We start from the raw sequence: 14,671 nt of genomic DNA, 5'->3' as shown, positions 1-14,671 counted from the left end.
GTGAAAATGAAAAAAGCAATTAAGCGGAAGGTTATATTAGTTAGCCTTCCTTTTTTGTTGCTTTTATTGCCAATATTAGCTTTCTTTTCATTATTTGTTGGTTCAAATTCTTCTTCAGATACAGATATTAATACCAATACACCACAGCAACAAACAGCAAAAGTGATTTGGGATAGAGTTCTAAAAGAAGGTGGAACGAAAGAAGGGGCGGCTGCTTTACTTGGTAATAATCAAGCAGAAAGTGAACTTCAACCTTCAATTATTCAATCTAATGCAACTTATAATGAAGCAAAAGCAATGGATACCACTTTAGGCGGTTATGCTTTCGGTTTGGCTCAATGGGATAGTGGCAGGCGAGTAAATTTGCTTAACTATGCAAAAAGTCAGAAGAAATCTTGGACAGATACTAATCTTCAAGTCGAGTTCATGTTTGAGCAAGACGGTACAGATTCTACGTTGCTTAAACAATTAATTAAAGGAACTAATGTTAAGCAAACAACTGAAGATATTATGCGAAAGTGGGAACGTGCAGGGGCGGTTGATAGCCTTTCAAAACGTCAAGGTTTTGCGGAATATTGGTACACGTTCATGACGACTGGTGGTGATAGTGGAACTGGTGGCGGTTCAGGTATTACTCCAGATATACCTTCAGGTTGGACTTTGGATAAACCAATTAACACAAGCGGTTATATTACTTCAAGTTATGAATATAAACAATGTACTTGGTTTACGTGGAATCGAGCGAAAGAATTCGGTATTACTTTTAGTCCATTTATGGGAAATGGTGCTGATTGGCAACATCAAGCAGGATATACTGTAACGACAACTCCAACACTCCATAGTGCGGTTAGCTTTAGCGGTGGTCAAACAGTAGGCGGTCAATGGAACGCAGACCCAGTTTATGGTCACGTGGCTTTTGTGGAAGCAATACATTCAGACGGTTCAGTCTTAATTTCACAGTCAGGAACTGGTTTTAGTACGGTTTATACTTTCCAAGTGCTGACAAAAGCACAAGCCAGTCAATTACATTACGTGATAGGAAAATAAAAAATAGTCGATTAACGTTCGGTATTAGCCTAGTTTTCACGTTGAAAATTCCAGGGTTTTGAAAGTTATTTCCGAACAATGGAAAGGAGAGAGTATGACTAAACTTGAAGAAGTTAGAGCAAGTGGGAAAATGTCAGAAAGGGTATTAGAGAATAATTTTAGACACTTTGACCACAGACTGCGAGAAATAGAAGGAGAATTAAGACTTTACCCTTATGCGACTTTATCTGAAGTTATAGCATGGGCTGAACAACTAAAAATAGCAATTGGGAAAATTAAAGCAATACAAGAAAGTAGTATTATAAAATCTAAAAAAGAATGGGGAATCTTAGAAGAAAAAATGTTGGGTTATTTGCAGATAGACAAAGCATTTATTCATGTATTTTCTGACCATGTTATTTTCCTTGTTCAATTGGAACAGCGGTATCGGCAAAGATTAAGTATTTTTGCGAACAATTTAGATAATAGTGTTCGCTATCTAAAAAGATATGCGGATGATTTAGAAAAGCAAGGATTTTCTATAACTGGAATACTTGCTGAAAGTAGAAATTTAAGTGATATGAACTGGTTGAGTATCTTAAATTATTAATTTAGAAAATTATGAGGGTATAAAAATGGAAACACCAAAAATTTATGTTGTAAATTTAAACAGTTATAACAATGGAAGAACAAGGGGGAAGTGGTATGAATTACCTGTTGATTTTTCAAGAATTAAATCAGATTTACTTTTAGATGTAGAGCATGGGGAAGAATATGCAATACATGACTTTGAAAATTTTTACGGTTATAAAGTAGGCGAGTATTCGTCAATTCAGGAACTTAATGAGTATGCGGAAAAATTAGAAGAAATTTCTGACATAGAACATTTAAAAGATTTTCTTGAAATTTATAGTATTGATGATGTTATCAATAATAAAGATGATTTGGACTTTGTGGAAGCTGAAAATGATGAAGATTTGGCACAAGAATTAATTGAGCAAATGGGCGGTTTAGAAGTTCTAAGCGTAGAAACGTTACAAAGATATTTTAACTTTGGTGCTTATGGTCGAGATTTAGCAATTGGTGATTATTCAAAAACAAGTCATGGATATATTAGAGATATTTAAAGGTTAAGTAAAAGAGCAAGAAAAACCTTGCTCTATTTTTTGTTGGAGGAAAAAATGGAAGAAAATTATAAAGATAAACGGGGAATTTCAAAATTATTTGATGTACCTATAAAAACACTTAATAATGATTTAACTGAAATGAGACGAACAGAATTTAATGTTTATATATTACGACCAAGTCATAAACGTGTTTATATAAATGTCCAGGGTTATAAATCTTTTCTTGAATATAAGCAAAAAATAAGAGAAAGTACAATTTAGAAAAAAGATAAAAGTAATATACAGATATGATATAATATAAGTGCTGTATAGCTTTCTTTTATCTTTGGTAAAAGGAGGAAATATGTTTTATAAGCAACTTGATAGTGGAAAATATAGATACTTTGAAAAATATTTCGATGAAAAGAGAAATAAATGGCGACAAGTAACGGTCACTTTAAAATCAAAATCAAGGGTTGCTCAATCAGAAGCTAAAAATAGATTAGCAAGAAAAATTGAACAATCAAAAAAAGTACCAACTGCTATCGAGCTTCAGGAACAAATCGTTCAAAATAAGACGATACAAGAAATTTATGAAGAATGGGTTGTAATTAGAAAACAAGATGTTAAGCCAGCAAGTTTTGTAGCGGAGCAAATTTCTTTAAAAGGATTTATCGAAAAATTTTCAAAATATAAAGTCTCAGAAGTGACGACCGCAGATATACAAAGTTATTTAATGGAATTAGATATTGCGAATTCAACAAGAAAAAATCGTAGAATTTACATTAGAATTTTGTTCAAATATGCTGAAAACATCGGGTATATTAATTCAAATCCAGCTGACAAAGTAGTATTACCTAAAGTAAGGTTAGAAATTGAAACATTAGAACGAGCAAATGAAAAATTTTTAAGTAAAGAAGAAATGAGTTCTGTTTTGATATTTTGCAAATCTTATAAAAAAAATATAAGATACACTTTAGCTATGGAATTTATTTTCCTAACAGGATGTAGATTCGGTGAATTTGCTTCTATTCGTTATCAAGATGTTGATTTCAAAAATAAGTTACTAAGAATTGACCACACTTTAGAATATCGTGTTGCAAAATATGATGATCGAGTTATTCAAACACCTAAAACGGTAGGTTCGATTCGTACAATTAGTTTAAGTAATCGTTGCTTGGAAATTATTGATTATTTCCAAAAAAACTGTTTAGATGATAAGTTTGTTTTTGTAAATGCGGTTGGTGGAATTTTCAGACAACCTGTATTTTATAAGTTTATTTGTGATAATTGTCAAAAAGTATTAGGAAATGAAAGAAAATACGGTATACATTTATTGAGACATTCTCATGTATCATTACTTGTGGAACTTGGAGTTCCAATTAAAGCAATTATGGAACGAGTTGGTCATAGAGACGAGTCAATCACTCTGAGGATTTATTCTCATATAAGTGGTACAATTAAAAATGAAATTAGTCAAAAGTTGAACCAAATTAATCTCTAAAATAACTAACCAAGAGACTAACCAAGAATTAACCAAAGCAAAAAGAATCATGGGGAAGATTAGGGAACATCAATTTTTGAAATTCATCTCAAAACTCTTGTTAAAGACTTTTTAGGAATAATAAGGAAGTATAAATAAAAATATAATGGAAATTTTTGATACACATACACATCTAAATACTAGTGAATTTGAAGGACGAATTCAAGATGAATTAGTCCAAGCTCAAACATTTGGAGTGACAAGAATTAATAATGTTGGAAGTAATTATGAATTAAATGATGCAGCACTTTTGTTGGCTGAGAAATTTGAAGAATGCTACGCAACAATTGGCTGGCATCCTGATGATGCTGCTGAATTTGATGACCAAGCTGAAAATTATTTACTGACCAAGCTGTCAGCAAAAAAAGTTATTGCTCTTGGAGAAATTGGTTTGGATTATCACTGGATGGTCCGTCCGAAAGAAGAACAAGAACGAGCTTTTAGAAGACAAATCCAAATTTCTAAGGAAATGAGTCTGCCTTTTCAAGTACATACACGTGATGCTCTTGATGATACTTATGAAATTATTAAATCAGAAGGTGTTGGTCCTGCTGGTGCGATTATGCATTCGTTTTCTGGGACAGCCGATGAGGCACTCAAATTTGTAGAGCTTGGAATGATGATTTCTTTTTCAGGTGTAGTCACTTTTAAGAAAGCTCTTGATGTTCAGGAGGCTGCGGCTACAGTTCCCTTGGATAAAATTTTAGTGGAAACTGATGCTCCTTATTTAACACCAATGCCATATCGTGGAAAAGAAAATAGACCAGCTTACACAAAATTTATTGTTGAGAAAATTGCTGAGTTACGTGAAATTTCTGCTGATGAAGTGGCTAAAGCGACAACAGAAAATGCTTTGAGAATTTTTGGTTTGAAAAAATAAATTTGTATTTATTTTGATTTGGATAGGAGTTATTTTTATGAAAATTATGATTATTGGTAGTTCAGGAAGTGGTAAATCAACTTTTGCAAGAGAACTAGGAAAAATTACAAGTTATCCTATTTTGCATTTAGATAAGGTTTTTCATAAATATCCAAGTGAAATTGCCAGAGAAAAGTTACGTGAGGCGACAAGAATTTTTATTTTTCAAAATGAGAATGTGATTATTGATGGAAATTACGGTTCAACTTTAGATGAGCGATTACCTTTTGCTGATGAAGTAATCTGGTTGAAGACGCCCCGTTTAAAAACAACGTTTCGGGTGATTAAGCGCTCGATTAAGAGTCGTGTTTTTGGTAAAAATCGTCCAGATATTGCTGAAGAGTTTAAAGAAAAATGGGACAAGGAATATCTGGAATTTTTAAAATTTGTTTGGACCTTTCCTGAAAAAGAGTTTCCACAGATTGAGCAAAAAATAAAAGAATTTAATGTTGAAAGTAAAGTGATTATCCTTAAAAATCAAAAAGATAAAGAGAAATATTTAGCAAATTATGGTAGAAAAGCAAAAAATTAATGAAGTAATTGTGGTAGAGGGACGAGATGACACAGCGAATCTTAAGCGTTATTTTGACTGTGAGACCTATGAAACAGGAGGTTCATCTATTGATGACAGAGATTTAGAACGACTAAAGAGGTTAGAAGATAAGCGAGGAATTATTGTTTTTACTGATCCAGATTTCCAAGGAGAACGAATTCGTAAAATCATAATGCAAGCCGTTCCAAATGCTAAACATGCGTTTTTAAATCGCGATGAAGCAAGACCTAAAGGAAAAGGTTCTTTAGGAGTTGAGCATGCAAATTTTGAAGCACTGAATCAGGCTTTGGCAGAAGTATTTGGTGGAGAAAAAGTTGCTGATGAATTTGGAAGTGCTAAAACGCAAGGACCATCCTCTGACAGAAGTTCTGTCAGTAAAAAAGAATTGCTGACAGAACTGACACAAACTGATTTAATGAGCTTTGGCTTAGTTATGGCCGCTGACAGTAGGAAACGTCGAGAATTTCTTTGTGAGCAACTCAGAATTGGTTATGCGAATGGAAAACAAATTAAGAAACGACTTAACATGTTTAAAATTACAAAAGAACAAATTGAAAATGTAATGAAGAATTACTGACATAAGATAAATGTCGCTGATAGAATACATCAATGGTTTCTGTCAGTAAAATTTACTGACAGAAACTTAATATCAGTTTTAAAATACATAAAAAGTAAAAGAAAGAAAAAATGACAGAAAACAACATAGACCGCATTTCCAATATTATCCGTACTCAGGACATTTTACGTCGCCATGATTTTAATTTTAAGAAAAAATTTGGACAAAATTTCCTGACAGACCATAATATTCTGACAAAAATCACTCAAACTGCTGAACTTTCAAAAGAAGTAAATGTCATTGAAATTGGCCCAGGTATTGGTTCGTTGACCCAATATTTATTGGAAGAAGCAGCTGAAGTGATGGCTTTTGAAATTGACAAATCTTTGATTCCAATTTTAGAAGAAACGATGGCGCCTTACGATAATTTTACTTTGGTTTCGGCTGATATTTTGAAAGTTGATTTACTTTCGGAAATTCAAAAATTTAAAAATCCAAATTTACCAATCAAAGTGGTTGCGAATTTACCTTATTACATCACAACACCGATTTTGATGCATTTGATTGAAAGCAAAATTCCATTTTCAGAATTTGTGGTGATGATGCAAAAAGAAGTGGCAGACCGAATTGCTGCAAGTCCTAAAACGAAAGCTTACGGCTCATTATCAATTGCTGTTCAATATTATATGGAAGCAAGTGTAGCCTTTATCGTACCTCGAACGGTCTTTATTCCAGCACCAAATGTTGATTCAGCTATTTTGAAAATGGTTCGTCGTGAAGAGCCATTGGTTGAAGTAGAAGATGAAGAATGGTTCTTTAAAACGATGCACAGCAGTTTTGTACATCGTCGTAAAACATTGATGAATAATTTACAAGCAGCTTTTGGTAAAGAAAGTAAACCTGAAATTGAAAAATTATTGGCACAAGCAGAAATATCGCCAACAATTCGTGGTGAAGCCTTATCTATTGAAGAATTTGCTAAATTAGCTGATGCTCTACTTCCGCTTAAAAAATAAATTAAAAGGAAACGTTAACTCATGTTAGCGTTTTTGTGTTATCATGTAAGAAAATGAAGAAATATTTTAAAGTTTAATTCTTAATTTAAAGGAGAATAAAATGAGAATTGAAAAATTAAAAGCAAAAATGCTGACAGAAAATATTGATAGTTTATTGATTACTGATATGAAGAATATCTTTTATCTGACAGGGTTTTCTGGAACCGCGGGCACAGTTTTTTTGACAGCGAAGCGAAATATTTTTATGACAGACAGCCGTTATAGTGAAATGGCGCGTGGATTGATTAGTGATTTTGAAATTATCGAAACAAGAGATCCAATAAGTTTACTGACAGACCTGTCAGCAAGTGAATCAATTAAAAATATAGCTTTTGAAGAAACAGTTGACTATGCTTTCTTTAAAAGACTTTCTGACGCCACTCCAGGATTAGAACTTTTAGCCACAAGTAATTTTGTTTTGGAATTGCGCCAATTTAAGGATGACACAGAGATTGATTTGATAAAAAAAGCCTGTGCAATTGCTGATGAAGCGTTTATGTCAGCTTTAAAATTCATTGAGCCGGGCCGAACTGAAATTGAAGTTGCTAATTTTCTTGATTTCAAAATGCGTGATTTAGAGGCGAGCGGAATTTCTTTTGAAACCATTGTTGCCTCAGGCAAGAGAAGTAGCTTGCCTCATGGCGTTGCGACCAGTAAAATGATTCAATTTGGTGATCCAGTGACCATTGATTTTGGTTGTTATTATGAAAATTATGCTAGCGATATGACCAGAACAATTTTCGTGGGTTCTGTAGATGACAAGATGCGAACAATTTATGAAACCGTGCGTAAGGCTAATGAAGCACTTATCAAAGAAGTCAAAGCGGGAATGACTTATGCCGAATATGATAAGGTTCCGCGTACCGTCATTGAAGAAGCTGGTTTTGGTCAGTATTTTACGCATGGAATTGGACATGGACTTGGTTTAGATGTTCATGAAATTCCTTATTTTAATCAATCAATGACAGAAAATCGCTTGGAAGCTGGGATGGTTATTACAGATGAGCCAGGAATTTATATTCCTGAATTTGGTGGAGTCAGAATTGAAGATGACTTATTAGTGACAGAAAACGGCTGTGAAGTCTTAACAAAAGCCCCAAAAGAGCTTATCGTTATTTGAAAAAAGCAATAACTTGTGATAAAATAAGATGTTAAATCCTGTCATTTCACTTCTTTTGTGTACAGAAAAATTGCTGACAAAAGAAAAATGACAGAATATCTAAATTTATAAATACTAGGAGAAACATAAACATGGTTTTAGCAAAAGACCTTAAATCAGGCATGACATTTTTGAATGGGGAAAAACTTCTCCGCGTTATGGAAGCAAGTCATCACAAACCAGGTAAAGGGAATACAATCATGCGTATGAAACTTAAAGACGTACGCTCAGGTTCAACTTTTGATGACACTTACCGTCCTGAAGATAAGTTTGAACAAGCTGTTATTGAAACTGTAACAGCACAATACCTCTACTCAATGGATGGTATTGCTAATTTCATGAACAATGAAACTTACGAACAATATGAAATTCCAGTAGAACAAGTTAAAGATGAACTTCTTTATGTTCTTGAAAATACAGATGTTAAAATTCAATTCTACGGTACAGAAGTAATTGGTATTCAACTTCCAACAACAGTTGTTCTTGAAGTTACTGAAACACAACCATCTATTAAAGGTGCAACAGTAACAGGTTCTGGTAAGCCAGCAACTATGGAAACTGGTCTTGTTGTTAACGTTCCTGATTTCGTTGAAGCTGGAACAAAACTTGAAATCAACACACAAACAGGTGAATACTTGAAACGTGCTTAATTAAGTACGATTACTGAAAAAAGTTACTGACAGCCTTTTGTCAGTAACTTTATGAAGTTTAAAGACTTCGTCAGTAAAGAAAATTCATTTTGTAAGTGAAATTTTTCCAATTGGAAAAATTTGCAAAGACAAAAGGAGAAATCAAAATGGCAGAAAAAACTGTACATTCTGAAGAACTTGGGGATATCGTCATTGCCCCTGAAGTTCTTGAAGTAATTATCGGTATTACAACAGCCAAAATCGATGGGGTACACGCCCTTCGTAACAAACGTTTTTCAGACCGCCTTGGTAAGAAAAATGAAGGCCGTGGTGTTTATATTGACTCAAAAGACGATAAAGTAGCTGTTGATATCTATGTGTACCTTACTTACGGTGTAAGCCTACCAACCGTTGCTACAAAAATCCAAAAAGAAGTGAAAGAAGCAGTTGCCCAAGCTACTGAGATTATTGTTGATGAAGTCAATATCCACGTTGTCGGAATTATGACTGAAAAACAACCAAAACCAGCGCTTGAAGACTTGTTTGATGAGGGATTTTTTGATGCCTAAGACGCTCACTCAACACCAAATTCGTCAACGAGCGGTCCAGGTCTTATTTTCTTATGCTGTCCAAAAAGAAATGGCAACAAATGTCGTAAGCTCTTTTAGAGAAAACGTTGAGAAATTAGAAGAAGAACTTTCTCAAACTGTTCGTTTTGACGTTGATTTTCGTGATGAACGAATTACTGTTCGTAAATTTCCAAAAGGACTTTCTCAACCTTTAGAAGCCATTTATGAAATTTATGAAATTCTTGGACTTAAGGATATCGAGAAAACAACGGTTGCTAAAGCTCTTGCTTTCATGCGAGATTTTGGTGGTTACGCTAAGAAAATGAATGAATATGAAGCAACAAATTTATTTGTTGGTGTCATGGCAAATTTGAAATTGATTCGTTTGTTCCAAATTGAACTTGATGAAGAACCTGTTGCGCCAAAAGTTCTAGAATTTTTCAAAAATCTTCCAGAAAATGCGACAGCTGAACAATCTCTTGAAACTTTCCAAAAAACCTTCTCATTCCTTCATGAAAATGTTCTTGAAAAATATACAAGTGATTTATTCACTCCAAGTACTTTAAAAGAAGAACTTGATGAACAATTAGCACAAGCAGAAAATAATGCTCAATCACAATTGTCAGAGCTTTTGAAAAATACAAAACGCTTTGTTCTCAATTATGATAATGACCGTCCAGAAGATCTTGAAGCTCCTGAATACTTTACACAACTTGTTGATGGAGTTTTAAATAAAAAAGAAGATTTGGAAGCAAATATTTCTAAATATTTGGCAAAAACTTGGTCATTTTCACGTTTGACTCTTGTTGAACAAGCAATCCTTCAAGTTTCTAGTTATGAAATATTATATACAGAAACACCTGATGTTGTTGCGGTCAATGAAGCAGTTGAGCTTTCAAAAGACTTTAGTGATGAAAAATCAAGCCGATTCATTAATGGTGTATTAACCAACTTCTTAAAATAAAATTAATAAAAAAGTTACCGATAATTTTATCTGTAGCTTTTTTTATTACGCTTTTCTAGCTTTTGTAATTAATGAGTTATCTTATTTAACATTACTTATTAATTTTCTGAAAAATCACACTAAATATTGGTATATTTTTTTTAAAAGATATATAATAAAAGAAAACGTTTTCTTTTTGCGATTCTACACTATTTTTAGAGAATTAAGGAGTAAAAATGCTCACCAATAATTTTTCAATTGAACCTTACGGAGAAAAAGCTTACCATACGGGGATAGCAGTGCCAGTTTTTTCACTAAGAACTGAAAATTCTAGTGGGGTAGGGCAATTTTCAGATTTGAAAGAGTTAGCCGATTTTGCCCATCGTTCTGGGATGGACATTATTCAATTATTACCAATTAATGATACCAGTACTTTTATGGACTGGCGCGATTCATATCCTTATCGTGCCATTTCTGTTTTTGCATTGCATCCAATTTATTTAGATATTCATATCTTTTGGGATTCTTACACAAAAATTCAACAAGAAAAGCTTCTCATCGCGGAATTAGAATTAAATGCTTTAGAAAAAATAGATTATGAAAAAGCATTATCCTTAAAATGGGAATATGCTGAGATTATTTATCAAAATTCAGCTCATAAATTTAAAGCAAGCAAAGATTATCAGCAATTTTATCAGCAAAATGAGGATTGGTTAAAGGCCTATGCGGCATTTTCGTATTTAAGAGATATCAATCAAAGTGCTAATTTTATGAATTGGGGAAAGTATGCCACTTATAGTGAAGATTTCTTTGAAAAGTTAACTTCAGAAAGTAACCAATTGGATTTATATATCTTTGTGCAGTACCTTTTGCATTATCAACTTTCAGAAGCCGTTGACTATTGTCATCAATTAGGAATCGCACTAAAAGGAGATATCGCAATTGGAATTGCTCATGATTCCGTAGACGCTTGGACTCATCCAGAACTTTTTCATCTTGATAAACAAGCTGGCGCTCCTCCTGATATTTTTGCTGTAAATGGACAAAATTGGGGCTTTCCAACCTACAATTGGAAAAAAATGGCCGAAGATGGTTATGCATGGTGGAAAAAACGGTTAACAGCCATGTCTAATTATTTTGATGCTTATCGGCTGGACCATATTCTTGGCTTCTTTAGAATATGGCAGATGCCAGAGGATTCCGTAAGAGGTTTATTGGGCCAATTTTCACCAGCTATTGCCTTGTCAGCAGAAGAAATTGAAAATAACTATGGTATTCCATTAAGACAATGGGGCCTCGAGCGGTTTATTAATCCTTTCATCAAGGATTGGGTAATTGATGAAATTTTTGGGCGAGATAATCGAGATTGGATTATTCAAACATTTCTGGATTATATAGGTAATGGAAATTATACATTTCAAAATGAGTATAATAACCAGAAAAAAGTAGAAAAAGCTCAATTAGAAGATTGGGTGCGAGAAGGACTTTATAAATTACATGAAAATATAATATTATTAAAAGATGATGAGAATCCAGAGAAATATCATCCACGTATTTCTTTAATGCAAACAATCAGCTTTCGAGAATTTGGTGATGACTATAAAGGACGGCTTGAAAAACTTTATAATGACTATTTTTATGGAAGGAATTATGAATTTTGGAAAGAAAAGGCCTACGAAAAATTACCAGTTTTAAAAGATGCTACGAATATGTTAGCTTGTGGTGAAGATTTAGGAATGGTTCCCGCCAATGTACCAGATGTCATGAATCATCTTAATATTCTACGTTTGATAATTGAGAGAATGCCTTCAGATAATCGATTTGTCAGTCCTTTAAACGAAGTTCCCTATTTATCGGTCCTAACGACTTCAAGTCACGATACAAGTCCACTAAGAGCTTGGTGGGAAGAAAATCATGAGGAAATTCAACGTTACTACAATGAAGTCATGGGTTGGTATGGCGAAGCTCCTTATTATGCAAGTGCAGAAATTATCCAAGAGATAGTTAAAAGACATTTAAACTCAAATGCGATGATGGTTATCTTACCTATTCAAGATTGGTTAGCAATGAGTGAACAATTGCGAAAAGAAGATGCAAAATCCGAACAAATTAATATTCCAGCAAATCCATACCATTACTGGAATTACCGATTGCATTGTCAACTTGAAACATTGATTGATAATCAGGATTGGACTGAATTTTTAAAGAAATTTATCAAAGAAAGTAAAAGAGCCTATTAAATTTCAAAGTAAATCATTTTGAATTAGAAAGTATAAATTATAAAATAATAATAAATATGTAAAAAAACAATAATTTTGTGAAAAAAATGGAGGTTTCATTATGGCAATTGAAATGCTTGGTCTTATTCTTGCTGGTGGTCAAGGGACGCGTTTAGGTAAATTGACAAAAGATGTTGCAAAACCTGCTGTTCCTTTTGGAGGTCGTTATCGTATCATTGATTTTGCCTTATCAAATTGTGCAAATTCCAATGTAAAAAATGTTGGCGTCATTACTCAGTACCAACCTTTAACTCTAAATGCTCATATTGGAAATGGAGCACCATGGGGGTTAAATGGAATCAATAGTGGAGTCACTATTCTCCAACCCTATTCTTCACAAGAAGGTTCTAAATGGTTTGAAGGAACCTCTCACGCTGTTTATCAAAATATCTCTTATATTGACCAGCAAAATCCAGAATATGTTCTCATTCTCTCGGGAGATCATATTTATAAAATGGATTATGAAGCCATGTTAGAAAGCCATAAAGAACGTGAAGCCAGTTTAACAGTTTCGGTAATGGAAGTTCCGCTTGAAGAAGCAAGCCGTTTTGGAATCATGAACACCGATGATAATGACCGAATTATTGAATTTGAAGAAAAACCTAAAGAACCAAAATCAAACCTTGCTTCAATGGGAATTTATATTTTCAATTGGAAAAGGCTTCGCGAAGTTCTTGTGAATGGTTACTCGAAAGGAAATCCAATGGAAGATTTCGGTGGAGATGTTATCCCGGCTTATATTGAAGCTGGAGAAAATGTGTTTGCTTACCGCTTTAAGGGATATTGGAAAGACGTTGGAACCATTGATTCTCTTCATCAATCCAGTATGGAATTTCTTGATTTAAATAATGAACTAAATATTACAGATAAATCTTGGCGAATTTATTCACATAATGATATTTCGGCTCCACAGTTTATCACAGAAAAATCCAATGTAAAAAATGCACTTGTTGGTGATGGCTGTTACGTTGATGGAACAGTTGTTCATTCAATCCTTTCACAGAATGTCCACGTTCAAGAAGGAACAGTGATTGAGGACAGTTTCATTATGTCTGGGACATTTATTGGGGAAAACGTTACAATCAAAAATGCAATCATTGGGGAAAATGCAAAAATTGGTGATAATGTAGAAATAATCGGTGAAAATGAAGTCGCAGTGATTGGTCACGGAGAAATTAAAGGAGAAAATAAAAATGAACAATAGTAATAAAATGGCAGCTATCCTCTCAAATATTTCTTCAAGCAAACACTTAAGTCCCTTAACAGAGGTTCGTCCAATTGCTACTCTTCCTTTTGATTGTAAATATCGTTTGATTGATTTTCCATTGTCATCATTATCAAATGCCCATGTAGATAATATTTTTATGACCTTTAATGAAGGAGAAACACAATCTGTTTTTGACCATCTAGGGTCAGGTGGCGAATGGGGCTTGGATGGCTTTAATAGTCGTTACTTTGTCTATATTCAGCAAGATTTTGACCGTTTGAGGGAACAAGGCAAAGATTATTTTGCTCAACAACTAAGTTTCTTACGTAAATCTAAAGCACCATATACGGTTCTTTTGGGCAGTAAATTTATTTGTAATGTCGATTTAACGGCTGTTCTTAAAATACATAAATTGGCAGGTAAGGAAATAACCACAGTTTATAAAAAAGTTTCTCCAGATTTAGCAAGTGAGTATGATACTATTCTTCGTTTTGATGAATCAGGGAAAATGAGTAACTGTTATGTTAATCAATTAGAAAATCCCCAAGAAAAAGAGGCCCTTTGTTTGAATCTCTTTATCGTGAACACCGATTGGTTGATTAATTTTATAAAAGAGATGCAAGATATGGGAGAATTAACCTCAATTGCCCGTCTCATTCGTGTTTATATGAAGAACTATGATGTGAATACTTATGAATACACAGGTTATATGAGTAATATCACTAATATTAAGTCTTTTTATGATGCCAATATGGTCATGCTCGACCCCCAAAATTTTACCTCTCTTTTATATAGTAGCCAACCTGTTTATACTAAGATTAAAAATGAAGTTCCCACTTATTTTTCTGAGAATAGTAAAGTGGAGAATAGTCAATTAGGTTCTGGTTGTATTATCAATGGTAAAGTAAAAAATTCTCTCATTTCTCGTGGAGTTAAGATTCAAGATGATGCCTTAATTGAAGAATCATTAGTTTTTACCAACTCTGAAGTTAAAAGTGGCGCTCAAGTTAAATTTGCCATCATTGATAAAGGAGTGGTTGTCGAAAATAATGTCAAAATTATTGGTAGTTCAGAAAAACCAGTAGTGATTCCTAAAGGAACAGTTGTTACTGCAGATATCTTATAGA

16 protein-coding genes are annotated in these 14,671 nt (G+C 33.5%); all 16 read left to right on the top strand.

What is annotated here, in order from left to right:
- Positions 1-6 precede the first annotated feature (6 nt).
- The 16 genes from LDP15_RS06090 (at position 7) to glgD (ending at position 14,670) form a co-directional block, all read left to right on the top strand.
- Positions 7-1,047, top strand: coding sequence for a phage tail tip lysozyme (locus LDP15_RS06090; protein WP_080619315.1), 1,041 nt, complete (start codon positions 7-9; stop codon positions 1,045-1,047).
- Positions 1,048-1,141: 94 nt separating this feature from the next.
- Entirely contained in the window at positions 1,142-1,636 is a 495-nt protein-coding gene (locus tag LDP15_RS06085) for a hypothetical protein (RefSeq protein WP_015426027.1), read from the top strand.
- A gap of 25 nt (positions 1,637-1,661) precedes the next feature.
- Positions 1,662-2,153, top strand: a complete 492-nt coding sequence (locus LDP15_RS06080) for an antirestriction protein ArdA (RefSeq protein WP_015426028.1) — start codon at positions 1,662-1,664, stop codon at positions 2,151-2,153.
- A gap of 54 nt (positions 2,154-2,207) precedes the next feature.
- Positions 2,208-2,414 (top strand): excisionase Xis, encoded by a 207-nt coding sequence (xis, locus tag LDP15_RS06075; RefSeq protein WP_015426029.1) that lies wholly within the window; start codon positions 2,208-2,210, stop codon positions 2,412-2,414.
- Positions 2,415-2,496: 82 nt separating this feature from the next.
- Positions 2,497-3,636, top strand: a complete 1,140-nt coding sequence (locus LDP15_RS06070; RefSeq protein ID WP_042230166.1) for a site-specific integrase — start codon at positions 2,497-2,499, stop codon at positions 3,634-3,636.
- Between the two features lie 145 nt (positions 3,637-3,781).
- Positions 3,782-4,555: a TatD family hydrolase gene (locus LDP15_RS06065; RefSeq protein ID WP_015426031.1), complete on the top strand. Its 774-nt coding sequence runs from the start codon at positions 3,782-3,784 to the stop codon at positions 4,553-4,555.
- A 37-nt stretch (positions 4,556-4,592) separates the two neighbouring features.
- Entirely contained in the window at positions 4,593-5,126 is a 534-nt protein-coding gene (locus tag LDP15_RS06060) for a hypothetical protein (RefSeq protein ID WP_015426032.1), read from the top strand.
- Complete coding sequence (gene rnmV / locus LDP15_RS06055; protein ID WP_015426033.1) at positions 5,104-5,724, top strand: ribonuclease M5; 621 nt, start codon at positions 5,104-5,106, stop codon at positions 5,722-5,724. The genes LDP15_RS06060 and rnmV overlap by 23 nt, the downstream gene beginning before the upstream one ends.
- A 110-nt stretch (positions 5,725-5,834) precedes the next feature.
- Entirely contained in the window at positions 5,835-6,719 is an 885-nt protein-coding gene (gene rsmA, locus LDP15_RS06050; RefSeq protein WP_015426034.1) for a 16S rRNA (adenine(1518)-N(6)/adenine(1519)-N(6))-dimethyltransferase RsmA, read from the top strand.
- Between the two features lie 100 nt (positions 6,720-6,819).
- A complete protein-coding gene (locus LDP15_RS06045; protein ID WP_015426035.1) occupies positions 6,820-7,878 on the top strand; it encodes an aminopeptidase P family protein in 1,059 nt (352 codons plus the stop codon).
- 131 nt (positions 7,879-8,009) lie between these two features.
- The gene (gene efp / locus LDP15_RS06040) at positions 8,010-8,567 is read left to right on the top strand and encodes an elongation factor P (RefSeq protein ID WP_003129623.1); all 558 of its coding nucleotides are present in this window, start codon (positions 8,010-8,012) and stop codon (positions 8,565-8,567) included.
- A 146-nt stretch (positions 8,568-8,713) separates the two neighbouring features.
- Positions 8,714-9,115, top strand: coding sequence for an Asp23/Gls24 family envelope stress response protein (locus LDP15_RS06035; protein WP_029343570.1), 402 nt, complete (start codon positions 8,714-8,716; stop codon positions 9,113-9,115).
- Positions 9,108-10,079: a transcription antitermination factor NusB gene (gene nusB / locus LDP15_RS06030; RefSeq protein ID WP_015426036.1), complete on the top strand. Its 972-nt coding sequence runs from the start codon at positions 9,108-9,110 to the stop codon at positions 10,077-10,079. Before LDP15_RS06035 ends, nusB begins: the two co-directional genes overlap by 8 nt.
- A 215-nt stretch (positions 10,080-10,294) precedes the next feature.
- Positions 10,295-12,298 (top strand): 4-alpha-glucanotransferase, encoded by a 2,004-nt coding sequence (locus tag LDP15_RS06025; RefSeq protein ID WP_015426037.1) that lies wholly within the window; start codon positions 10,295-10,297, stop codon positions 12,296-12,298.
- Between the two features lie 100 nt (positions 12,299-12,398).
- On the top strand, positions 12,399-13,541 hold the full coding sequence (locus LDP15_RS06020; protein ID WP_012897406.1) for a glucose-1-phosphate adenylyltransferase: 1,143 nt from the start codon (positions 12,399-12,401) through the stop codon (positions 13,539-13,541).
- Entirely contained in the window at positions 13,531-14,670 is a 1,140-nt protein-coding gene (gene glgD, locus LDP15_RS06015) for a glucose-1-phosphate adenylyltransferase subunit GlgD (protein ID WP_015426038.1), read from the top strand. Before LDP15_RS06020 ends, glgD begins: the two co-directional genes overlap by 11 nt.
- The last annotated feature ends 1 nt before the right edge of the window (position 14,671 follow it).

Source organism: Lactococcus sp. SK2-659 (genome assembly GCF_020218185.2).
In the GTDB taxonomy this organism is placed as follows: domain Bacteria; phylum Bacillota; class Bacilli; order Lactobacillales; family Streptococcaceae; genus Lactococcus; species Lactococcus lactis.
This window is presented reverse-complemented; position numbering and strand designations above follow the sequence as displayed.

What these genes read in the sequence shown, in the direction of transcription:
- LDP15_RS06090 (WP_080619315.1), top strand. Translation starts at nt 7, where the DNA reads ATGAAAAAAGCAATTAAGCGGAAGGTTATATTAGTTAGCCTTCCTTTT.
- LDP15_RS06085 (WP_015426027.1), top strand. Translation starts at nt 1,142, where the DNA reads ATGACTAAACTTGAAGAAGTTAGAGCAAGTGGGAAAATGTCAGAAAGG.
- LDP15_RS06080 (WP_015426028.1), top strand. Translation starts at nt 1,662, where the DNA reads ATGGAAACACCAAAAATTTATGTTGTAAATTTAAACAGTTATAACAAT.
- xis (WP_015426029.1), top strand. Translation starts at nt 2,208, where the DNA reads ATGGAAGAAAATTATAAAGATAAACGGGGAATTTCAAAATTATTTGAT.
- LDP15_RS06070 (WP_042230166.1), top strand. Translation starts at nt 2,497, where the DNA reads ATGTTTTATAAGCAACTTGATAGTGGAAAATATAGATACTTTGAAAAA.
- LDP15_RS06065 (WP_015426031.1), top strand. Translation starts at nt 3,782, where the DNA reads ATGGAAATTTTTGATACACATACACATCTAAATACTAGTGAATTTGAA.
- LDP15_RS06060 (WP_015426032.1), top strand. Translation starts at nt 4,593, where the DNA reads ATGAAAATTATGATTATTGGTAGTTCAGGAAGTGGTAAATCAACTTTT.
- rnmV (WP_015426033.1), top strand. Translation starts at nt 5,104, where the DNA reads ATGGTAGAAAAGCAAAAAATTAATGAAGTAATTGTGGTAGAGGGACGA.
- rsmA (WP_015426034.1), top strand. Translation starts at nt 5,835, where the DNA reads ATGACAGAAAACAACATAGACCGCATTTCCAATATTATCCGTACTCAG.
- LDP15_RS06045 (WP_015426035.1), top strand. Translation starts at nt 6,820, where the DNA reads ATGAGAATTGAAAAATTAAAAGCAAAAATGCTGACAGAAAATATTGAT.
- efp (WP_003129623.1), top strand. Translation starts at nt 8,010, where the DNA reads ATGGTTTTAGCAAAAGACCTTAAATCAGGCATGACATTTTTGAATGGG.
- LDP15_RS06035 (WP_029343570.1), top strand. Translation starts at nt 8,714, where the DNA reads ATGGCAGAAAAAACTGTACATTCTGAAGAACTTGGGGATATCGTCATT.
- nusB (WP_015426036.1), top strand. Translation starts at nt 9,108, where the DNA reads ATGCCTAAGACGCTCACTCAACACCAAATTCGTCAACGAGCGGTCCAG.
- LDP15_RS06025 (WP_015426037.1), top strand. Translation starts at nt 10,295, where the DNA reads ATGCTCACCAATAATTTTTCAATTGAACCTTACGGAGAAAAAGCTTAC.
- LDP15_RS06020 (WP_012897406.1), top strand. Translation starts at nt 12,399, where the DNA reads ATGGCAATTGAAATGCTTGGTCTTATTCTTGCTGGTGGTCAAGGGACG.
- glgD (WP_015426038.1), top strand. Translation starts at nt 13,531, where the DNA reads ATGAACAATAGTAATAAAATGGCAGCTATCCTCTCAAATATTTCTTCA.